This window comes from Puniceibacterium sp. IMCC21224 (assembly GCF_001038505.1).
GTDB lineage: Bacteria > Pseudomonadota > Alphaproteobacteria > Rhodobacterales > Rhodobacteraceae > Puniceibacterium.
In genome coordinates this window covers 3,805,286-3,824,481 of record NZ_LDPY01000001.1, presented here as the reverse complement: position 1 = coordinate 3,824,481, position 19,196 = coordinate 3,805,286, and the positions used below count along the sequence as shown (strand labels likewise).

20 protein-coding genes are annotated in these 19,196 nt (G+C 62.5%); 4 read left to right on the top strand and 16 right to left on the bottom strand.

The window, feature by feature from the left end:
• Positions 1–72: 72 nt before the first annotated feature.
• Together IMCC21224_RS17835 and IMCC21224_RS17830 are read right to left on the bottom strand one after the other, a co-directional pair.
• Positions 73–1,701: a 2-isopropylmalate synthase gene (locus IMCC21224_RS17835; RefSeq protein WP_082135262.1), complete on the bottom strand. Its 1,629-nt coding sequence runs from the start codon at positions 1,699–1,701 to the stop codon at positions 73–75.
• Positions 1,702–1,979: 278 nt separating this feature from the next.
• Positions 1,980–3,380: an MORN repeat-containing protein gene (locus tag IMCC21224_RS17830; protein ID WP_047996491.1), complete on the bottom strand. Its 1,401-nt coding sequence runs from the start codon at positions 3,378–3,380 to the stop codon at positions 1,980–1,982.
• A gap of 157 nt (positions 3,381–3,537) precedes the next feature.
• Here IMCC21224_RS17830 and IMCC21224_RS17825 point away from each other — a divergent pair, with 157 nt between their 5' ends.
• Together IMCC21224_RS17825 and IMCC21224_RS17820 are read left to right on the top strand one after the other, a co-directional pair.
• Positions 3,538–5,199, top strand: a complete 1,662-nt coding sequence (locus tag IMCC21224_RS17825) for an NAD+ synthase (protein WP_047996490.1) — start codon at positions 3,538–3,540, stop codon at positions 5,197–5,199.
• A gap of 6 nt (positions 5,200–5,205) precedes the next feature.
• Positions 5,206–6,246 (top strand): glycosyltransferase family 4 protein, encoded by a 1,041-nt coding sequence (locus IMCC21224_RS17820; RefSeq protein WP_047996489.1) that lies wholly within the window; start codon positions 5,206–5,208, stop codon positions 6,244–6,246.
• A gap of 28 nt (positions 6,247–6,274) precedes the next feature.
• Here the strand turns inward: IMCC21224_RS17820 and IMCC21224_RS17815 are convergent, their stop codons facing one another.
• Together IMCC21224_RS17815 and thpR are read right to left on the bottom strand one after the other, a co-directional pair.
• Positions 6,275–6,631: a metallopeptidase family protein gene (locus IMCC21224_RS17815; RefSeq protein ID WP_231582116.1), complete on the bottom strand. Its 357-nt coding sequence runs from the start codon at positions 6,629–6,631 to the stop codon at positions 6,275–6,277.
• Between the two features lie 73 nt (positions 6,632–6,704).
• Positions 6,705–7,247, bottom strand: coding sequence for an RNA 2',3'-cyclic phosphodiesterase (thpR, locus tag IMCC21224_RS17810; protein WP_047996487.1), 543 nt, complete (start codon positions 7,245–7,247; stop codon positions 6,705–6,707).
• A 74-nt stretch (positions 7,248–7,321) separates the two neighbouring features.
• Here thpR and IMCC21224_RS17805 point away from each other — a divergent pair, with 74 nt between their 5' ends.
• The gene (locus IMCC21224_RS17805) at positions 7,322–8,650 is read left to right on the top strand and encodes an MFS transporter (protein ID WP_047996486.1); all 1,329 of its coding nucleotides are present in this window, start codon (positions 7,322–7,324) and stop codon (positions 8,648–8,650) included.
• A 64-nt stretch (positions 8,651–8,714) separates the two neighbouring features.
• Positions 8,715–10,052: a glutamate--tRNA ligase gene (gene gltX, locus IMCC21224_RS17800; protein ID WP_047996485.1), complete on the top strand. Its 1,338-nt coding sequence runs from the start codon at positions 8,715–8,717 to the stop codon at positions 10,050–10,052.
• A 48-nt stretch (positions 10,053–10,100) separates the two neighbouring features.
• Here gltX and IMCC21224_RS17795 read toward each other — a convergent pair whose 3' ends face one another.
• The 12 genes from IMCC21224_RS17795 to IMCC21224_RS17740 all read right to left on the bottom strand — a co-directional run bounded on the left by IMCC21224_RS17795 (position 10,101) and on the right by IMCC21224_RS17740 (position 19,030).
• Entirely contained in the window at positions 10,101–11,345 is a 1,245-nt protein-coding gene (locus tag IMCC21224_RS17795) for a DUF2254 domain-containing protein (protein WP_047996484.1), read from the bottom strand.
• Positions 11,345–11,902 carry a gamma-glutamylcyclotransferase family protein gene (locus IMCC21224_RS17790; RefSeq protein WP_047996483.1) on the bottom strand — a complete coding sequence of 186 codons (558 nt, stop codon included), beginning with the start codon at positions 11,900–11,902 and terminating at the stop codon, positions 11,345–11,347. Before IMCC21224_RS17790 ends, IMCC21224_RS17795 begins: the two co-directional genes overlap by 1 nt.
• Before the next feature lie 386 nt (positions 11,903–12,288).
• A complete protein-coding gene (locus IMCC21224_RS17785; RefSeq protein ID WP_156178325.1) occupies positions 12,289–13,464 on the bottom strand; it encodes a hypothetical protein in 1,176 nt (391 codons plus the stop codon).
• 111 nt (positions 13,465–13,575) lie between these two features.
• Positions 13,576–14,379: a hypothetical protein gene (locus tag IMCC21224_RS17780; RefSeq protein ID WP_047996481.1), complete on the bottom strand. Its 804-nt coding sequence runs from the start codon at positions 14,377–14,379 to the stop codon at positions 13,576–13,578.
• Complete coding sequence (gene rimM / locus IMCC21224_RS17775; RefSeq protein ID WP_047996480.1) at positions 14,376–14,888, bottom strand: ribosome maturation factor RimM; 513 nt, start codon at positions 14,886–14,888, stop codon at positions 14,376–14,378. The genes IMCC21224_RS17780 and rimM overlap by 4 nt, the downstream gene beginning before the upstream one ends.
• A gap of 101 nt (positions 14,889–14,989) precedes the next feature.
• A complete protein-coding gene (locus tag IMCC21224_RS17770; protein ID WP_047996479.1) occupies positions 14,990–15,793 on the bottom strand; it encodes a MipA/OmpV family protein in 804 nt (267 codons plus the stop codon).
• Positions 15,794–16,027: 234 nt separating this feature from the next.
• Positions 16,028–16,390, bottom strand: coding sequence for a DUF1428 domain-containing protein (locus tag IMCC21224_RS17765; RefSeq protein WP_047996478.1), 363 nt, complete (start codon positions 16,388–16,390; stop codon positions 16,028–16,030).
• A 199-nt stretch (positions 16,391–16,589) separates the two neighbouring features.
• Positions 16,590–16,976 carry a 30S ribosomal protein S16 gene (gene rpsP / locus IMCC21224_RS17760; RefSeq protein ID WP_047996477.1) on the bottom strand — a complete coding sequence of 129 codons (387 nt, stop codon included), beginning with the start codon at positions 16,974–16,976 and terminating at the stop codon, positions 16,590–16,592.
• A gap of 48 nt (positions 16,977–17,024) precedes the next feature.
• A complete protein-coding gene (locus IMCC21224_RS17755) occupies positions 17,025–17,336 on the bottom strand; it encodes a chorismate mutase (RefSeq protein ID WP_047996476.1) in 312 nt (103 codons plus the stop codon).
• Positions 17,329–17,934: a GNAT family N-acetyltransferase gene (locus IMCC21224_RS17750; RefSeq protein ID WP_047996475.1), complete on the bottom strand. Its 606-nt coding sequence runs from the start codon at positions 17,932–17,934 to the stop codon at positions 17,329–17,331. Before IMCC21224_RS17750 ends, IMCC21224_RS17755 begins: the two co-directional genes overlap by 8 nt.
• Complete coding sequence (locus IMCC21224_RS17745; protein WP_053079033.1) at positions 17,934–18,506, bottom strand: GNAT family N-acetyltransferase; 573 nt, start codon at positions 18,504–18,506, stop codon at positions 17,934–17,936. The genes IMCC21224_RS17750 and IMCC21224_RS17745 overlap by 1 nt, the downstream gene beginning before the upstream one ends.
• On the bottom strand, positions 18,503–19,030 hold the full coding sequence (locus IMCC21224_RS17740; RefSeq protein ID WP_047996474.1) for a GNAT family N-acetyltransferase: 528 nt from the start codon (positions 19,028–19,030) through the stop codon (positions 18,503–18,505). The genes IMCC21224_RS17745 and IMCC21224_RS17740 overlap by 4 nt, the downstream gene beginning before the upstream one ends.
• Positions 19,031–19,196 lie beyond the last annotated feature (166 nt).

Here is a 19,196-nt window from a genome sequence, read left to right as displayed (position 1 = left end):
CCGCGCAAAAAGCAAAGCCCGCAGCGTCGTCCTGCGGGCTTTGCGGTTTCTAGGGGTCGGTGAACTGATGGCTTAGCTCACGTCTTTGTAGCTGATTTCCTTGGTGTCCTTGCCAAATTTTCCGCGCCGCACCAGAAGACGGTTCAGCGCGTTCACATAAGCTTTGGCCGAGGCGACGACCGTGTCGGTGTCTGCCGACTGGCCGGTGGCGATCATGCCGTCTTCCTCAAGCCGGACCGACACGGTGGCCTGAGCGTCCGTGCCTTCTGTCACTGCGTTTACCTGATACAGCTGAAGCCGCGCGGCGTTGGGGTGCAGTTCGCGCACCGCTTTGAACGTTGCATCCACCGGGCCGTCGCCCTGCGCTGTGGCCGACACGTCCTGACCATCAATCTCCATCTCAAGCTGCGCTTCGGCGGGACCGCCGGTGCCGCAGGTGACACGCAGGTTGATGATCTGAAGCCGGTCAGTGTCGCCTTCGGTCGTGGCCGTCACAAGGGCGAGGATGTCGTCGTCGTAGACCTCCTTCTTGCGATCAGCGAGTTCCTTGAACCGGACAAAAATGTCCTTGAGCTGGTTGTCTCCGACCTCGACGCCCATCTGGCGCAGTTTATCGCGCAATGCGGCGCGGCCCGAATGTTTGCCCATGACAAGGTTGGTCGCGGTCAGGCCGACATCCTCGGGGCGCATGATCTCGAACGTCTCAGCGTTCTTGAGCATGCCATCCTGGTGGATGCCTGATTCATGCGCAAAGGCGTTCTTGCCAACGATGGCTTTGTTGAACTGCACGGCAAAGCCGGACACGGTCGCGACGCGGCGCGAAATGTGCATCAGCTTGCGGGTGTCGATCCGGGTCTCGAACGGCATGATGTCGCCGCGCACGCGCAGGGCCATCACCACCTCTTCGAGGGCCGTGTTGCCGGCGCGTTCGCCAAGGCCGTTGATCGTGCATTCGATTTGCCGTGCACCGCCAGCCACCGCGGCCAGCGAGTTGGCCGTCGCCATGCCAAGGTCGTTGTGACAATGCGTGGCAAAGATCACATCGTCCGCGCCCGGAACATTGGCAATCAGGTTACGGATAAGGTCGGCAGATTCGACTGGCGCGGTGTAGCCCACGGTATCGGGGATGTTGATGGTGGTGGCCCCGGCCTTGATCGCGATTTCGACCGTGCGGCAGAGGTAATCCCATTCTGTCCGCGTGGCGTCCATCGGCGACCATTGCACGTTGTCGCACAGGTTGCGCGCGTGGGACACGGTATCGTGGATCCGCTCTGCCATCTCGTCCATGGTGAGGTTGGGAATGGCGCGGTGCAGCGGTGAGGTGCCGATAAAGGTGTGGATACGCGGCTGGCGCGCGTGTTTCACGGCCTCCCAGCAGCGGTCGATATCGCCAATCTGCGCGCGGGCGAGGCCGCAGATCACGGCGCCTTTGCTGCGCTTGGAAATCTCGGACACGGCGCGGAAGTCACCTTCGGAGGCAATGGGAAATCCGGCCTCGATGATATCGACGCCCATGTCGTCAAGCAGATCTGCAATTTCAAGCTTTTCAGCGTGGGTCATGGTTGCGCCGGGGCTTTGTTCACCGTCGCGCAGGGTGGTGTCGAAAATGACGACCCTGTCCTTGCTCACCGCTGGTGAGACGTCTTTGGCTGCCTGCGGTGACACGTGGTCCTTGGCTGGGGAATTTGTCGTATCGGTCATGTCTGAAATCTCTCTAATTCTTCTCCGGGTGTCGTTCGGCGCTGAACGTTGCCTCCTCTGAGCGGTCGCGCCGTGACGGCACGCTCAGAGGCGGATTAGGAGAAGCAGGCCACGCAGCAGTACCGCCGCCGGAAGGCGGGCAGGGGTCACGCTATGGCCGTTTGTGTTCATGATGCGCAGTATAGGCGGACGAGCCGAAATGAAAAGCCGGAAAATGTCCCGGTCTGCAATGGATGAGGACAGGGTCGGCGTTATGAACCCCGGGCTGTGGTCCCGGGCTAGCCGTCGTCCGTCAGTGCGCCGTTGATCCATGCGCCTGTGGCTTCTTCGCCGGTGGCATAGCGCATCGTGCCGGGGCCCTCGCGTTTGCCATTCTTGAAGGTGCCATCGTAGACATCGCCGTTGGTATAGGTTGCGACGCCCGTGCCGTTGATCTCTCCGTTGACCCAGTCACCGACGTATTTAAAACCGTCGGCCATGGTAATCTCGCCCTTGCCGTCACGCTGGCCGTTGGTGAAGGTGCCTACATAAACGGTGCCGTCGGGATAGGTGGCGGTGCCCTGACCGTGGCGCTGGCCGTCCTGCCATTCGCCTTCGTATTTATAACCATCGGCATATGTCATCACGCCGTAACCATCATTGCGCGCGTTCTTGAAACCGCCCTCATAAACCAGACCGCTGGTATAGGTGGCGCGGCCCTGACCTTCGATCACGCCTTCTACCCAGTCGCCGTCATAGGTTGAGCCGTCTGGATAGACGATCTTGCCCTTGCCATTGGCCAGATCCCCATGAAATTCGCCGGTGTAGATTGACCCGTCGGGATAGGCGACAGAGCCCTGACCGTCGATCTGACCCGCGACCCATGCGCCAGTGTAGCGGTAGCCATCAGCGCCGGTAAAAGTGCCCTGCCCCTGCCGCTGATCGGCGGCGAACTCGCCGTCATAGATGTCGCCATTGGCGTAGGTGACTTTGCCGTTGCCTTCGCGTCGACCGGCCACCAGCTCGCCCTCGTAGATATCGCCATTGGGCTGCGACAGCTTGCCGGTCCCCTCGATCTGGTTGTCGTGCCACATGCCCTCATAGATCAGGCCGTCGGGCATGGTCAGCTTGCCCTCGCCTTCGCGCGCGCCACCTGCAACCCGGCCGGAATAGAGCGATCCGTCGGGATAGGTGATGGTGCCGTTGCCTTCCTTGAGGCCATTGACCCAGTCGCCTTCGTAGATATAGCCGCCGGGGGACACCATGGTGCCGCGCCCGTGATGCAGCGCGTTGCGGAACGATCCCTCAAAGCGCACGCCGTTGGCGTAGATCGCCACGCCCTGTCCGGTGATCTTGCCATCCAGCCAAGTGCCCTCATAGGTGCCGCCATCGGCAAAGACGATCTTGCCGACGCCTTCGGGTTTACCCTTGGCAAAGCTGCCCTCGTAAACCGAACCGTTGGGAAAGCGGGCGACGCCCTGGCCGCGGATCTCTCCGTCGGTCCAGTCGCCGGTGTATTCATAGCCGTTGGGCAGGCGGTAGGTGCCGGTGCCGTGCTGCAATCCGTTCAGAAACGTGCCTTCGTACACCCCGCCATCGTCGTATTGCTTGGTCACGATCTCGTTGGTCTGGGCCAATGCGGGGCCGACCAAAATCAGCGCCGCCGCAAGTGCCGTCCCAAGTCGCGCTGTGTCCGTCATTTGCCCGTTCGCCCCCAAACTGTCGTCCCACTCGCTGAAACTGCCTGAAATCTAGGGGACAGGGGCAGCTGATACAATCTCTTTTGGCCTCGGGTGCTTTCACTCGGGCGCGGTTCTGTTATGTGGACACGCGGAATTGAAACATAGGCGGGCGGGCATGACGACGCGTTTCCGGGTGACACTGGCACAGCTGAACCCCACGGTTGGCGATCTGGCGGGCAATGCGGCACTGGCGCGCGACGCCTGGGAACAGGGGCGCGCGGCCGAAGCCGATCTGGTGGCCCTGCCCGAAATGTTCATCACCGGCTATAATGCCCAGGATCTGGTCATGAAGCCTGCGTTTTACACCGATGCGATTCAGACGGTGCGCGCACTGGCTGCCAAATGCGCCGACGGCCCGGCGCTGGCCATCGGCGGTCCTTGGGTCGAAGGGACCGAGCTGTTCAACGCCTATTTCATCTGCAAGGGCGGCAAGATCGCCTCGACCGTGCTCAAGCATCATCTGCCGAACGAGACGGTGTTCGACGAGGTTCGGATCTTTGACTCTGGTCCTTTGGGTGGGCCCTATTCGGTGGGGAATACCCGCATCGGCAGCCCGATCTGCGAGGATGCCTGGCACGAGGATGTGGCCGAGACGCTGGCTGAGACCGGGGCTGAATTCCTGCTCGTGCCCAATGGGTCACCTTATTATCATGGCAAATACGAAACACGGCTGAACCACATGGTCGCGCGGGTGGTCGAAACCGGCCTGCCGCTGATCTACCTCAATATGGTGGGTGGTCAGGACGATCAGGTTTTCGATGGCGGGTCTTTTGTGCTTAACCCCGGCGGACAGATTGCTGTGCAACTGCCCGTGTTTGATGCCATTGTGGCGCATGTGGATCTTGAGCGCGGAGATGATGGTTGGCGCTGTCTGCCGGGGCCATTCACCCACCATCCCGACAGTCTGGAGCAGGACTACCGCGTCATGGTCACGGCCCTGCGCGATTATCTGCGCAAGACCGGGTTCAAAAAGGTGCTTCTGGGCCTGTCGGGTGGCATCGACAGCGCCATTGTCGCGACCATCGCCGTGGATGCAATCGGGGCCGAAAACGTGCGCTGCGTGATGCTGCCGTCGGAATATACCTCGCAGGCGTCGCTGGATGATGCGAAGGCCGTGGCCGAGGCGCTGGGCTGCCGCTATGACTACGTTCCGATTTCTGAGGGGCGCGCGGCGATCACCAACACGCTTGCACCGCTGTTCGAGGGGCTAAAGCCCGACCTGACCGAAGAGAACATCCAATCCCGTCTGCGCGGTCTGCTGCTGATGGCGATGTCCAACAAGTTCGGCGAGATGCTGCTGACCACCGGCAATAAATCCGAAGTCGCCGTGGGCTATGCCACGATCTATGGCGACATGGCGGGCGGCTACAACCCGATCAAGGATATGTACAAGACCCGCGTCTTTGCTGCCTGCCGCTGGCGCAACGCCAATCACCGCGACGACTGGATGATGGGCCCGGCGGGTGAGGTGATCCCGCCCCGTGTCATCGACAAACCGCCAAGCGCCGAGCTGCGAGAGGATCAGAAAGACAGCGATTCGCTGCCTGATTACCCGGTGCTGGACGGCATTCTGGAAATCCTGATCGACCGCGACGGGTCCATCGCTGATTGCGTCGCAGCGGGCTATGACCGCGCCGATGCGAAACAGGTCGAGCATTTGATTTACATCAGCGAATACAAACGCTTCCAGTCCGCCCCCGGCGCGCGTCTGTCCAAGGGCGCGTTCTGGCTGGATCGTCGCTATCCGATGGTGAACCGCTGGCGCGACGAAAGCTGACGCGGCATGGCACATATCCTGTTTGTCGTGCCGCGGTTTCACACCAACCTGTTCTTTGCCACCCGTGCGCTGGTTCAGGCCGGGCACCGCGTGTCGGTGTTGGCCGTGACAGCGTCCGAGCTTGAGGATCATTCGATTTTAGAGCCTGCCGTGCTGGGCGACACCCCGGACCGGGCGGTGGTTGCAGACCTGCTGGCGCGGGACCGGCCCGATCTGTTGCTGCTGCGCAATTCTGGTGGCCTGTCCAAGGTTGTGGGGCGCGAGGCCCGCAGACAGGGGCTGCGCCTTCTGGCTTATGATCTCAAACCTCTGACGCAGTGCCGGTCCTTGCGCAAACGCCTGTCGCTGTGGATGCAGGGGCGGCCCTATCAGCGGGTCACTCCGGTGCGCGGCCTTGATCCGCAGGCGTCGCTGGATGCGGGCGCGCATTATTTGCCATGGCCCACTGCCGCGTTGCCGCTGCCCGACGGGGCCGCGCGGGATATGACGGCTCGTCCGGTGCAAGTGCTTTGCGTTGGCAAATTGGCACAGGTGCGCAAGAATCAGGACAAGCTGATTGCGGCGCTTGTGGCGCTGGGCGGCGGGGCCGACGTGCGGCTGACGCTGGTTGGGTCCACCAGTCGGGCAATCAGCGGCGCTGACAACGCGCATTTCGCTGCGTTGAATGCCGCCGCAGCCCGCCATGACTGGATCACGATCCGCAGCGATCTGCCTTTTGCCGATATGGCGCGGCTCTATGCTGCCAGCCACATCTGCGTTCTGCCCTCGGTTGGGGAGCCGCTGGGCATCGCCCCGGTCGAAGGCATGGCCTACGGCACCATCCCGGTGATTTCGACCCAAAGCGGCAGTGCGGGCTATCTGACTGACGGGCAGGACGGGATGCGGGTGGATATGGAGCAGCCGGGCGCGCTGCGCGCTGCGCTGGAGCCTCTTGTGACCTCATCCGCCCGGCGCGCCGCGATGTCGGCTGCGGCCCGGCATACGGCTGAAACCGAGCTTTCGCCAGAACGTTTCGTGCAGCGGGTCGAGGCGCTTTTACGGGGCTAGGGGTGCTTGCGACGGACCACGGCGCGGGTCATTCCCACCATCGGTCGATCCGGGCGATATCATCGTCGGACCAGCCAAAGTGATGCGCCAATTCGTGCACCACCACATGGGCAATCAGCTCGGACAGTTCGACATTCCCCCGCTCGCGCCACTCCTGCAAGATCGGTTCGCGGAACAGCCAGATGGTATCAGGCCATGGTGACGGATCGCTCAGCGCCTTTTCGGTCATCGGGATGCCGTCATACAGCCCGGTCAGGTTCAGTGCGTCGTCAATCTCCAGATCGGCCAGCATCGCGGCGTCCGGCCAGTCGGTGACTTGCAGCAGTATCGCGCGGGCCGGGGTGCGGAACACCTCGGGCAGGGCCTCAATGGCATCGCGAGCCATCGTTTCGAATGCGGAAAGATCGGGTACCTGCATCTCAGCTATATGGTGATAGAGGGGGCGCGACGCAAAGAGGTCAGACCAGCGGATAGCTGGCCAGCTCCTCGTATTCCGCACCGTCGCGGCGCAGAAACGACTGGTAGAGCGCAAAACGCGTGATACGGATATCGGGCAGGCTGAAGGTTCCTTCGCTGGTCAGAAACCGGGCCATGCGGTCCTGCCCCTCGGGCGATAGCTGCGCAGGCAGGCGGGCCAGTGTCACATGCGGGCGGAACCGGCGCCGGTCGAGTTGCAGACCAATTCCGCGCAACCGCGACAGGATACGGCCTTGCAGATCGCGCAGCGCGGGGCCGCCATCACCAATCACGGCCAGTGCATGGCCGCCTTTGCCCCCCGTCGTTTCGAACCCGGACAGGGTGAGCGTCACGGGTGGCGCATGCAGGGTTTCCATCGCCTCGTGGATGTCTTGCAGGGTGTCTTCTGGCTGATCATCCAGAAAGACCAGCGTGAGGTGCAGGTTATCCTCGGTCACGGTGCGGCCCACTGGCAGGCGGTTTTGCAGCGCGACCAGAACGGCGGCATCCGAGGGCGGCAGCGGCAGGGCAAGAAAGCAGCGCATGGGTGGCCTCGGGCAGGTCAGGAACGCGCGAACGGGCCGCTTGACCCGCACCGCAATAGAGCTAGGCTTGCCGCATGATCACCCTGTTGCGCAACCCGGTTTATGCACGGCTTCTGGCCGCCCAGATCGTGGCGCTGACCGGCACCGGGCTTTTGACCGTGGCGCTGGGCCTGTTGGCGTATGACCTTGCCGGGCCACAGGCGGGCGCGGTTCTGGGCGTGGCCTATACGATAAAGATGCTGGCCTATGTCGGTCTGAGCCCGGTGGCACAGGCGCTGGCCGTCCGCTGGCCGCGCAAGGCGGTGCTGGTGGGGGCCGATCTGCTGCGGGCGGGCGTGGCGCTGTGCCTGCCATTTGTCGATGCAGTCTGGCAGGTCTATCTGCTGATTTTTGTGTTGCAGGCGGCTTCGGCCTGTTTCACCCCGGCCTATCAGGCGACGTTGCCCGACGTGCTGCCAGACGAAGGCGACTATACCCGCGCGCTGTCCCTGTCGCGGCTGGCCTATGACCTCGAAAACCTGACAAGCCCGGCGCTGGCGGGGCTTTTGCTGGGCGTGATGAGTTATTCCACGCTGTTTCTGGGCACGGTAGCGGGGTTTCTGGGATCGGCGGTGCTGGTCTGGTCAGCGGCCTTGCCGGTGCTGGTGGCGACAGCACCACGGCCATTCCGCGAACGTTTGACGCGGGGACTGCGAATCTACCTTTTTACGCCGCGTCTGCGCGGGCTTTTGGCGCTGACATTGGCGGCGGCGTCAGCAAGCGGTTTTGTGCTGGTCAATACCGTGGTGCTGGTGCGCGCAGGTTACGGCGGAAACGAGGGCGCGCTGGCTGCAGCGCTGGCGGCTTATGGCGCGGGGTCAATGGCGGTGGCGCTTGCGTTGCCCTGGGTGCTGGACCGGGTGCCGGACCGCCCGGTCATGCTGGGTGCTGCATTGGTGCTGGCCGTGGTCATGGCGGCGCTGTCGCTGTGGTTGATGCTGCGGGGGCTGCCGCGCTGGGGCGTGTTCCTGACGCTATGGGCGGTTATGGGCGGGCTTTATTCCGGGATACTGACACCGTCGGGCCGACTGCTGCGCCGCTCCTCGCATCCATCGGACCGGCCCGCCGTCTTTGCGGCGCAGTTCGCGCTTAGCCATGTCTGCTGGCTGCTAAGCTATCCACTGGCTGGATGGGCTGGCGTCGCGCTGGGCATGGGTCCGGCGCTGGGGATATTGGCGCTGATGGCGGCGGTCGGTGTGATCCTGGCGCTGCGGCTCTGGCCCGCATCTGCGGACGACGCGGTGGCGCATCAGCATCCCGACCTGCCCGCCGATCATCCGCACCTGGCCTCTGCCATTGCGGGTCCGCATGCTCACCCAGTGGTCATCGACGAACTGCATCCGCGTGCGCCGCACAACTCCTGAGCGCCCCGTTTCGGTGGACAAAGCCCGGCCATTGTGAAATGCCAGCGCGCAACAGGAGACACCCATGACCACCACCCGTTTCGCCCCATCGCCCACCGGTTTCATCCACGTCGGCAACTTGCGCACCGCGCTGTTCAATTATCTCATCGCCCGCAAGGCTGGCGGCAATTTTATCTTGCGGATCGATGACACCGATCCCGAACGGTCCAAGCAGGAATATGTCGACGCAATCAAGCGTGATCTGGAATGGCTGGGCCTGACCTGGGACCGGACCGAGCGCCAGTCCGAGCGGCTTGATCGATATGCCGAGGCGGCGGACCAGTTGCGCGACATGGGCCGCTTTTACGAGGCGTTTGAGACGCCGGTGGAACTGGACTTGAAGCGCAAGAAGCAGCTCAACATGGGCAAACCGCCGGTCTATGACCGCGCCGCACTGGCCCTGACGGATGCTGAGAAGGATGCGCTGCGCGCCGAGCGCGGCGCGGGCGTCTGGCGTTTCAAGCTCGATCAGGAGCGGATCGAGTGGACCGACGGCATCCTTGGTGATTTGTCGATTGATGCAGCCAGCCTGTCTGACCCGGTCCTGATCAAGGCGGACGGTCAGAACCTCTATACCATGGCGTCAGTCGTTGATGACACCGACATGGGGGTGACCAACGTGGTGCGTGGGTCCGACCACGTCACCAACACGGCGACCCAGATCCAGATTATCCGCGCGCTGGGCGGCACGCCGCCTGCATTTGCACACCATTCCCTGCTGACTGGTCCGCAGGGCGAGGGGCTGTCGAAACGCCTCGGCTCGCTTGCCTTGCAGGATCTGCGCGCGCAGGGCGTCGAACCCGAGGCGCTGCTGTCCCTGATGGCGCGGCTAGGCTCGTCCCAGCCGGTCGAACTGCGGATGTCGCTGGATGAGATTGCCGAGGGGTTCGACCTGTCGCAATTCGGGTCCGCGCCGACCAAATTTGATGTGCAGGACTTGTTTCCGCTGACGGCGCGCAAACTGCACGCCTTGCCGTTCGACGCCGTAAAGGTCGAGATTGCGGCGCTGGGTGTGCCGGACGACAAGGCCGAGCCGTTCTGGAACGTCGCACGCGAAAATATCACCGTGCGCGGTGATCTGGCGGGCTGGTGGACGCTGTTCTCGGAAGGGGCGGAACCCATGGTCGCGGACGAGGATCAGGAATTCATCGCTCAGGCCATGGCGCTGCTGCCCGACAGACCCCTTGACCGCGACAGTTGGGGTCAGTGGACAGCAGCGGTCAAAGAGGCAACAGGCCGCAAAGGCAAGGGTCTGTTCATGCCGCTGCGTCTGGCTGTCACCGGTCAGCAGCGTGGGCCGGAAATGGCTGATGTTCTGCCGCTGATGCAGGTGATCCGGGCGCGGTCGCTGGCGCGGGGCTGAACCTGCACTTGCAGCGGCAGGTGCGCCAAACGGTCTCAGGCGCAGGGGCTATTTTCTGGGTGCCAATTCCCGCAGTGCCGCGCGATCACTGTCGAGGCTAAGCGCGGCGTCACCATGGGCCAGCGCGTAGTTGCGCGCGTCTCGTGCGGCTGAGGCCAGATCGGCGGCCTTGGCCTGCTCTAGTCTCAGGAGCGCCTGTACCACCTGCCGGATGACTTCGATCCGCCCGGCGCTGTCGCGGCTGATCACGCCATAAGCATCGTCGACGATATCCGCCACCGTCAGGCAGGTCAGCTGGATGCGCGGATACCGTACCTCGGCCTGGCTGTCGCGATCAGCGGCATATTCCCACAGCAGCCGTTGCAATCGGTGAATGACGTCGATGGCGGTTCCCGGATCGTTGACGCCGGGGGACAGCGCGCGCACGGCAATCTCGCTCAGGACCATGACGCCAAAACGGGCGTCCTGCTCCATCGTGCGCTCGGCGCCAAAGGTGATGTGGTCGCGGATTTCGTCTGCCAGTTCAGCCGGGCCACCGGCCACGTGGCCCAGCACTTCGCCGCGCAGCACATAGGCGCCGGGCTGGCAGGTCAGCCACAGGCGGGCGTCCTCTTTTTCAAGCCGGTCGTGCAGTTTCGAAACATCTATGAATTGCACATGCCCGGAACAGGGCGCGCGCACGGGCGCAGCGCCCTGTGGCGGCGGGTCAGCCTGATTGATCGAACGGGCGCCCAAAGTCGGGGTCCGCCCATGTTGCGACAGGCTGTTATGGGCGGCGTCTTCGACCATCCAGAGCGTATGATGCATGCTGCCCAATTGGCTGAGCAGGTCGATCCAGCGCAGGATCGCCACCACGATCAGCAGGATGTTGATCAGGGTTAGGCCAAAGACCACCACAGCGCCCGCGTCGTCATAAAGTTCGGCCTGAAACATCACCAGCGCGATGAGCGAAAACAGGAAACCGCTGACAAAGGTCGCCAACACCGTCTGCGTCGTGGTGTCCTGCATCAGCACACGGTAGGCGCGGGGGGTAGCCTGGCTTTGCGCCGCCTGAAAGGCCGACACCATGACGCCCAGCGAAAACGTGGTGACGGCCAACATGGATGAGGCAAGAATATTGAGGATCGGCAGCACTGCGTCCTGCCCGAACCGGTCCTTGAGCGCGTCCGGGATCAGCGAATCGAACTGCGGCGCCAGCACCGCGGCGACCACAGCCAGTAGCGACAGGAACAGCACCCGCACCCCCAGCCGCCGGGTCGCCCGCAGGATCAGCATAAAGGGCCGCGACAGCATCAGACCAGAACCCGGCAGGCAAGAGACGCCAGTGCGGCGTCGACATAGGCGCGTTGGCTATCATCCAGATCCTGCGCGCGCGGGTAGCGCGGCCGCGCACGATCATCGAGGACCGGCGTGTCCCAGCCGGCAGTGGTAGCAATAAACCGATCCGCGCCGCCAGTTCCATACACTTCGAGGTATCCCTGAAGCACCACGTCGAGATAGCTGAGCAGCATCGGGTGGTCATCGTCGGGCAATTGCCGGTTTTCGGGCGCGATAGCATAGATGGCGACCGGACCATGATCTGCCCTGTGACTGACGCTGCCGTTGGCGTCGAGTCTGTCATAAGCCGTCTCGCGCAGGTCGAGTGCGCTCCAGTCGCCGTCCACGGGGGCGACCAGACCGTCTATGGCACAGCCAGGGTCGGGAAGTACCGTCAGATAAGCCAGTTCGCGCGCGCCGGTGTGGCACCAGATGCGGCGCCAACCGGTTGCGCGGGCGACATGAACCGGATCGTAGATATGGGTGCGGCTGTTGACCAAAGATCCGTAGCCAAAGAAATATTCTGCTGCCATGCCTCTGTTTCTGCCTTCCAGCTATGTCCGCCGAACACAGTTTTACACTGTCTTCGGGTTGGATGCACCGTGACCCGGCGCAAGTCCAAGATGCAAGAGACCAAGTGGAATGAAACTGACCGCCCAGGCGGAAACCGGTCGGGATTTTGCGGGCGCTTGCCGCAGAATTCGCGTGGCGGCGGGGTGTGGCGAGACGGCAAAGAACGCGCGGATTGTTTCAGTGCAAAACCGGGGTGGCCTGAATTCGGGTGCTCTACTGCCCGACGAGGGTTGCACCTGCAAACCATGTGGGCTGTCTGGCAGCGGGGCGCTGCGCCAACCTTTCGGTTCTGGACAACGCCGCAAGACGCCACAGCTTCACATGAGAAGAGTGCCCGAGGATACGCTCAGGCGACGTCACGCGCTGGTACCTCAACGTAATCGCGCAATGTCGGTGGGGCGGTGAGTTGGCCAGACTGAAGGCACCAGTTGTCACGCGGGCGCGGTGCGCGGCCATGATATTCGGCAAACAGCCCACGCGGATCGGGCCAGCGCGCTTGCCCCGTTGTGGTCGCCATCTGGTCGAGAATCTGAGACAGATGTGGTGCGACCGCGCTCACCGCGTCGGGGGGATCCAGTGCGAGTAGCTGACGGGTGTAATGCCCGTCGTTCCAATTTTCGATGACTGTCTGCACACCTGCCAGCCAGCTATGGTCGCGACGCTGCAGGCCGGCATCAAGATGCCCGTCGATGGTCAGATTGGCCAGGTAGGCGGCCACGGTGGTCCGGTCGCAAGAGGGCTGCAATGCACACCACAGCGCCGCCTCGCGTTGCGCGGGGTCGGTTGGGTCGTGCTCCATCACAACTTTGTGCCACAAATCGGAATCGGGCCAATCTAGTGCCTGAAGCGCCGTTAGCAGCGCCGAGGGGCGTAATTTGCGTGACTGGTTGTCCCAGGCGCGGCGGGTTGCATCGAAGGCATGGCGCTGGCGCTCGAACGTGGCGCGGCGCGTGGCGATGGTGCCAATCTGGTCACGAAGCGCCAGCAGGATATCCGGGCTGCGGAATTGCTGCGCCAATGCCCCCGCCAGATCCGGTGTCCCACGCATGAGCTGATCAAAGAGATAGAGTTCTGCCAGCCGATCATCAGGCAGTGTGGCAATTGGGCTGTCGCCAGTCATCCCCCAACTGTCGAGGATGCGAAGCATGGCGCGTGCCACAGCATGGTCAACGGTTTCTGGCCCGGTACGGGCGGCGCGTTGCGATTCGGCACTATCAGGCGTCAGCACGGCCCCAAGATAGGCGCGCAGGGTTTGGGGCGCGGGGACCTTGATTGCTGGGCGACGCAGCGCATTGCGGCGCAGCAGCCCGCTCGAAATTCTGGGTCTGACACCACGGCGTGTGGGGCTTTGGCTGGCTATTTTGGTGGTGAAGAAGCCGATCAGGCAAATCAGCGCCGTTGCGAGCGGCAGTCCCAATGTCGCCAGCATCGACAGTTTGTAGGATTCGGGCAAGAACAGGACTGCAATTGCCGGGCTGAAAGCAAGGCCGCCCAAGGCCATACGTTGGAAATTTAATTGCACCAGAATCTTCCCCCCGCAAAAATACGTCCCGATTTTGAGGAAGTGTGCCCGGGGATTATGTCAAAATCCGGGCCGGATCGGAAAGATGTAAAGGCGCATCTATGACGTGTTCTAGCCTTTGGGTGAGGTATGCTCGGCCATTCGGCGCAGGCTTCGTTTCGCCTCTTTCACTTGCTTGTGGCGCAGACCACTGCGGTTAAGTGCCAGAAACACCTGATCCAACCCGATATCGGGCTGCACATTGTTGGGTGGCAGCACCGTCAGCGTGGCGCGGGTCGCAGCGTCGATCCCCAACAGATCGAGCAGCGGCGTCAGTGGCCCTTGCGGCAGTGCCCCCGTCTCTTCGAGCGGCTGACAGGTCACGGCGTCGGGGGCCACCGCAGAGGCAACGTCCTGCAGAATGGCGCTGTGGTCGGCGGCGGCGGCGATGGTCCGGGCATAGTCGTCAAGGTCGCGCGTCATGCGGGTGCTGCGCAGGTTTTGCCACCAGGTACTGCGCAGCCAGGCGTCGGCGCTGCGGGTGGAAAAATGGAACGTCAGGTCGAGTGTGGCGCCAAACCGGGTATGTGCCGCCTCGGCCACCTGCGAAAGAATCAGCGCAGCGGCATCGTAGCGGTCCAGTCCATGGCGCCCAGGAAGGTGGCCCGACAGATCCTCGGACGACATCAGAATGGCGCGCGGGTCCTGTGGGTCAAGATTGTCAAAGAATTCGGTTGCTGCATCCAGGACATTTTCCAGGGCGGTAGCATCCGGGGAAATGGAAAACCGCCGCGCGGCCTCGGTCAGATTGGCAAAGTCATCGCGCAGGTAGCATCGGGTCAGGGGGGCCAGCGTGTCGCGGTTGGCGGCGATCATGCTTTGAACGCTGGTGGTGCCAGTCTTGTGAAACCCTGCGTGGATGACCAGACGTGTCATGGTTCGAACAGACCTTCGGGTGGGTCGGCGACGATACGGCGGGCACTCAGGTCAACGGTGGGCACCGCCGCCAGTGTAAAGGGCAGCAGGATTGTGGCGCTTTGACCGGGAAGGGCGATTTCCAACAGGTCGCCCGCGCCATGGTTCAGAACCGCGCGCACGATGCCGATGACCACGCCGCCGGTGTCGCAGACCTCGAGGCCGATCAAGTCCGCGTGGTAATATTCGTCATCGGGCAACGACGGCAACCGGTCGCGCGGCGCAAAAAGCCGGGTGCCGCGCAGGGCGTCGGCCTCTTCCTTGCTGCGCACGCCGGACAGGCGCGCGGCAAAGCCCGCGGCGATGGTCCGGGTGATCTGGACGTCAAAGTTGCGGCTGCCATCCTCGGTGGTGAGGGGGGCGTAATCGGCCAGCGCCTCGGGATCTGCGGTAAAGCTTTTCAGGCGGACTTCGCCCTGGACGCCAAAGGCACCGGCAATGGCGCCGACACAAATCAGATCATCACTCACTGGCGCTTCCTCCCTTTGCCGGTTCCGTTATCGAGCCATAGACCAACCGGGGCAGGGACCGCAACGCCCGGTATATCAGGCGTCGCGGTAAAAGGGTTCGATCAGCCGCCGATGCTGAAGACACGGGTGAAACCGATACGAACAGCCCACTGGTCACGGTCGCCATTGCGGACGATGGGGCTGTCTTCGGCATCGTCGTTAAGCTGGTTATAGTTCACAGCGCCTTCGATGCCCCAAAGATCGTTGATCTTGTAGCGGGCGCTGAATTCCACACCGGCACTCAGCAGGCCGCCATCAGGATCGTAGGTCGGCAAAGATGCGCTCGATTCGGCGGGTGTGATGCCGAAATAGGTGTCGGCATATTCATCATTGCCCCAAAAGAAACGCGGGCCAAAGGCAAGGCGCAGCCGGTCGTTGGGGCGTATCACAGCGTCAAATCCGACTTCGGCCACGGTGCCTTCGTGACCGCCAAAGCCACGGCGGACATCCGCAAAAGCATAGAGGTTCTCGGTGGCATAGCCAACGCCGAGACCAAGTTCGAGCGCCGCGTCGACATCATCAAGGCCGCGCAGTTTGCTGTGATCGCTCGAATCGCGTTCGCCGATGTATCGGAACGATCCATGGACGCCAAAGCCAAGGCTGTCCTGCCAGGGATCGGGGTTACCGAATTCACGGTCGCCAAAACGCAGGAAATGAAAGTTGAACCCCAGATCCGGAGCCGCTTCCATCTTTTCCGACCCGAAATAGGCCGGCGCTCCGGCAACACCGCCACGCAGCGAAAACACCAAAGCCGGACCACCGGCAGATTGACTGGAAACTACGGGGCCGGTTGCTGCATCGTCGGCAAACGCCGGAGCAGCGGCGGCAAAAGCCAGAACCGAGGCAAAATGGACAAGGGGTTTCATTTTTGGGATCCTTTCGGGGGCTGAACGCCACGGGCAGCGCGTTCTGAACCTGTTGTATCGGAACCCTGATTATAGCGGATTCGTGGGCCGTCATAGTGCGCCGTCAGAATAGGCGTTCGACGTGGCGAAAATGGCGCGTTTCTCCGGGCAAGGATTCAGCTTGTCCGGGTGTTTGTCAGTGCTACCTAACTGGCGTCCAGTGCGTCCGCCCGTTAGGGATGGGGCTGTCGATGCTTACTGTGCTTTGCGTGTGCTAAAAAGCTCTTCGAAACCGCCCCATATCATGCGTTTGCCATCAAACGGCATCGGCCCCATTTCGGTGATACGCGGATCGGACATCATGGCTTGCATCCCGGTGTCGCAGGTGTCGCGGTCAGGCCATTCGAGCCAGGACAGGACAACTGTTTCGTCGTCTTTCTTCTGGACGGCCATCGGGAATGACGTGACCTCTCCGTCCGGGGTGTCGACGCCCCATGTCTCGTATTGGGCAAGACAGCCAAGATCGCTGAAAACCGCCCACATCTTCTCGGACATCGCCTTGTATTCTGCCTTGTTCGCGGTCGGAACCGGAATCAGGCAGCCGCAAAAATAAGTCATTTCAAATCCCTCTGTCAGTGATTCTTGTCATCAGCTTGACAGGGTTGTGCTGCGATATCCACGTAACTTTCGTGACGCGTGGCGGGCGCGCGTGTGATCCGGGTTGCGACCTGCGGTCTGGCTGGCAGGATGCCGGAAACGGAAACGGCGCGCAGGTCGCCCCGCGCGCCGTGTGGCTTCAGTCCGCTAGGCGGATCGATTATTCGGCAGCAGCTTCTTCGGCGGGTTCAGCTGCAGCGTCGGCGGCTTCCTGTGCCTTGTCGGCCTTGGCTTTGGCGCGTTCCTGCGCGGCCTTGCCGGGGGTGCCTTTGGTCGGGTTCGAACGGTCCTTTTTCGGGACAACGCCAGCTGCCTCAAGCATACGGGCAACGCGGTCGGTGGTCTGCGCGCCCTGGCCCAGCCAGTACTGCACCCGCTCGAGGTCCATCACGACGCGGACTTCGCTGTCTTTCGGCAGCAACGGGTTATAGGTGCCCAGCTTTTCGATAAAACGGCCGTCGCGCGGCATGCGGCTGTCGGCAGCAACGATACGGTAATGGGGGCGCTTTTTGGAACCGCCGCGGGCGAGACGAAGTTTGATGGCCATTGTGATATCTCCTTGTAATGGCTGGGGTCAGGCTGTGCCGGGCACGGCCTATGATTGGTGTTGTTCGTGGTGGTGTATGACTTCCTGAATGATGAAATTCAGGAATTTCGTGGCAAATTCCGGGTCGAGGTCGGCCTGGGTCGCAAGGTCCTGCAGACGTGCGATCTGTTTCTCTTCGCGCGCCGGATCAGAGGGGGGCAGGTCGTGCTGCGCTTTGAGGACGCCAACCGCCTGGGTGTGTTTGAACCGCTCGGCCAAGGTGAACACCAGAATGGCGTCCAGTCGGTCGATGCTCTCGCGGTGGCCCTTGAGAAGTTGGGCCGCGCGGGCGACGGGGTCTTGGGATGCTGTGTCAGTCAAGGGCCCAGCCTTTCGGTTTGAAGAGCGGATTGATATAGTTCTGGATCTCCATCTCGATCCCGTGGGCGATCTGGGTGTCACGCAGTTGCGCTGGTGTGGGATGGCGATAGCAGGCGTCCGATCCGTCCACAGTGGCGGCGTTCAGGTCTTTTTTCGCGCCCAGCCGTTCGGCGAGGCGGATTGAATCCAGATTCTTGGGGTCGATATAGCTGACCGCGCCGTCCCAGCCCTGCTGGTCATAGAAATGGCGCCGCACCTTGGATGTCGCTTCGAGGGCAAAGCCGTTCCCGGCCTTGTCAGGCCAGATGATCCAGGCGATCTCGCGCTCGGGCCATTTCGCGGGAAACCAGCCCCCCGCCATTCCGACAGTTTCACCGGTGTCGCGCAGATGGATCATCCACATGCCAAAGCCGCGGATATCCCAATGTCCGATTTCTGCGGCATACAAGATCCAGGCTTCGTAAGCGTTCAGCGGCCCGCCCATGAAACGCGACCGGTACGAGGCAAAAGTGGCCTTGAAATCAGGGTAATCCGCTGCCTGCGGCGCGCGCAGGCACAGGCGGTGGGTTTGCAGTTCTGGGATGTTGCTGGATGTCATCACGCCACCTCTGGCCGGTGGCGGTAGACGCAGACATCGGCGCCACCCAGGGCCTCTTCTGCGGCGCGGTCGCGTTTGGCGTTCAGAGCCTGCATCAGTTTGCGCGCGCGCTCGTTGCCCTTGTTGACGTAGGACACGACGCTGCTCCAGCCCAGTTCGTCAAAGGCATGGCTGCGCGCGGCGGTCATGGCCTCAAGCGCATAGCCCTGACCCTCGGAGGTGTCGGTGAGGAAAATGCGCAGCTCGGCCTCTGGGTCATCAAACTGGTATCCCAGCAGGACAAAGCCAGCCGAGGGGCGGGTTTCTGCATCAATGGTCCAGAGTCCGTGACCGTGCAGCAACCATTGCGCGACATATTGGGTGAAATTCAGCCACGCATCCGCGCGACTGACCGATCCACCCATAAAGGCCGCACGGTCCGAGCAGAGGATCGCGGCGTAATTGTCAAAGTCGTAGATTCGTGGGGCGCGCAGTTGCAGCCGCGTGGTGTCGAGCACCGGTAGCCGACCGGCGGTGCGCACGGCCAGTCGCGATCCCGGACCGGGGCGGTGTTGTTCTGCCGCGGCGGTCATGTCCGCGCCTCAGGTCCTGGGTGACGATAGAGCAGATCCTCGCCCATGTGGACGTTGTTGTATGTCCGCTCGTACGTGGCGCCGAGCCGTTCAGCCAGCGCGATGGAGCGGATGTTGCCCGGCACGATATTCGAGGTTAGCGTGGTAAAACCAAGGTCCTCATAAGCCCATTTTCGGGCGCGGGTCGCGGCCTCAAAGGCGATACCTTTGCCCTCGTGCCCGGCATAGACGACCCATCCGAGTTCGGGTTCAGGCCAGCCATCGGGATTCCAGATGCCTGATATGCCGATCGGGGCATCCGTCACCGGGTCAGCGATGGTGAAATAGCCGTAGCCGTGAATGTGCCAATGGCCGATGTTGAGCGCAAACCAGCGCCAGGATTCATCGCGTCGGTAGACCGGGCCAAACCCGGGCGCACGATCAGGGTCAGCGTGAAAGGCGGAAAAGGCGTCAAAATCCGCCATTTGTGGCCCACGCAGAATTACCCTGTCGGATTTGAGAACTGGTGCATTGGTCAGGCCCATGGCGTGACCTCGCGGACGCGCTGACGCGCGACAGGTTTCTGGTCTGCGGTTGTGAGGCAACGCGCCTGCCCGGAGGCTGCGCGGGTGGTGGCCGTGGACTGTGCGTATTTGAGAAGAGAAGAAGTGCGCGCGCCAGGATTTGCCGCCAGAGGGGCGGTTGGGGATT

What these genes read in the sequence shown, in the direction of transcription:
- IMCC21224_RS17835 (WP_082135262.1), bottom strand. Translation starts at nt 1,701, where the DNA reads ATGACCGATACGACAAATTCCCCAGCCAAGGACCACGTGTCACCGCAG.
- IMCC21224_RS17830 (WP_047996491.1), bottom strand. Translation starts at nt 3,380, where the DNA reads ATGACGGACACAGCGCGACTTGGGACGGCACTTGCGGCGGCGCTGATT.
- IMCC21224_RS17825 (WP_047996490.1), top strand. Translation starts at nt 3,538, where the DNA reads ATGACGACGCGTTTCCGGGTGACACTGGCACAGCTGAACCCCACGGTT.
- IMCC21224_RS17820 (WP_047996489.1), top strand. Translation starts at nt 5,206, where the DNA reads ATGGCACATATCCTGTTTGTCGTGCCGCGGTTTCACACCAACCTGTTC.
- IMCC21224_RS17815 (WP_231582116.1), bottom strand. Translation starts at nt 6,631, where the DNA reads ATGGCTCGCGATGCCATTGAGGCCCTGCCCGAGGTGTTCCGCACCCCG.
- thpR (WP_047996487.1), bottom strand. Translation starts at nt 7,247, where the DNA reads ATGCGCTGCTTTCTTGCCCTGCCGCTGCCGCCCTCGGATGCCGCCGTT.
- IMCC21224_RS17805 (WP_047996486.1), top strand. Translation starts at nt 7,322, where the DNA reads ATGATCACCCTGTTGCGCAACCCGGTTTATGCACGGCTTCTGGCCGCC.
- gltX (WP_047996485.1), top strand. Translation starts at nt 8,715, where the DNA reads ATGACCACCACCCGTTTCGCCCCATCGCCCACCGGTTTCATCCACGTC.
- IMCC21224_RS17795 (WP_047996484.1), bottom strand. Translation starts at nt 11,345, where the DNA reads ATGCTGTCGCGGCCCTTTATGCTGATCCTGCGGGCGACCCGGCGGCTG.
- IMCC21224_RS17790 (WP_047996483.1), bottom strand. Translation starts at nt 11,902, where the DNA reads ATGGCAGCAGAATATTTCTTTGGCTACGGATCTTTGGTCAACAGCCGC.
- IMCC21224_RS17780 (WP_047996481.1), bottom strand. Translation starts at nt 14,379, where the DNA reads ATGACACGTCTGGTCATCCACGCAGGGTTTCACAAGACTGGCACCACC.
- IMCC21224_RS17770 (WP_047996479.1), bottom strand. Translation starts at nt 15,793, where the DNA reads ATGAAACCCCTTGTCCATTTTGCCTCGGTTCTGGCTTTTGCCGCCGCT.
- IMCC21224_RS17765 (WP_047996478.1), bottom strand. Translation starts at nt 16,390, where the DNA reads ATGACTTATTTTTGCGGCTGCCTGATTCCGGTTCCGACCGCGAACAAG.
- rpsP (WP_047996477.1), bottom strand. Translation starts at nt 16,976, where the DNA reads ATGGCCATCAAACTTCGTCTCGCCCGCGGCGGTTCCAAAAAGCGCCCC.
- IMCC21224_RS17750 (WP_047996475.1), bottom strand. Translation starts at nt 17,934, where the DNA reads ATGACATCCAGCAACATCCCAGAACTGCAAACCCACCGCCTGTGCCTG.
- IMCC21224_RS17745 (WP_053079033.1), bottom strand. Translation starts at nt 18,506, where the DNA reads ATGACCGCCGCGGCAGAACAACACCGCCCCGGTCCGGGATCGCGACTG.
- IMCC21224_RS17740 (WP_047996474.1), bottom strand. Translation starts at nt 19,030, where the DNA reads ATGGGCCTGACCAATGCACCAGTTCTCAAATCCGACAGGGTAATTCTG.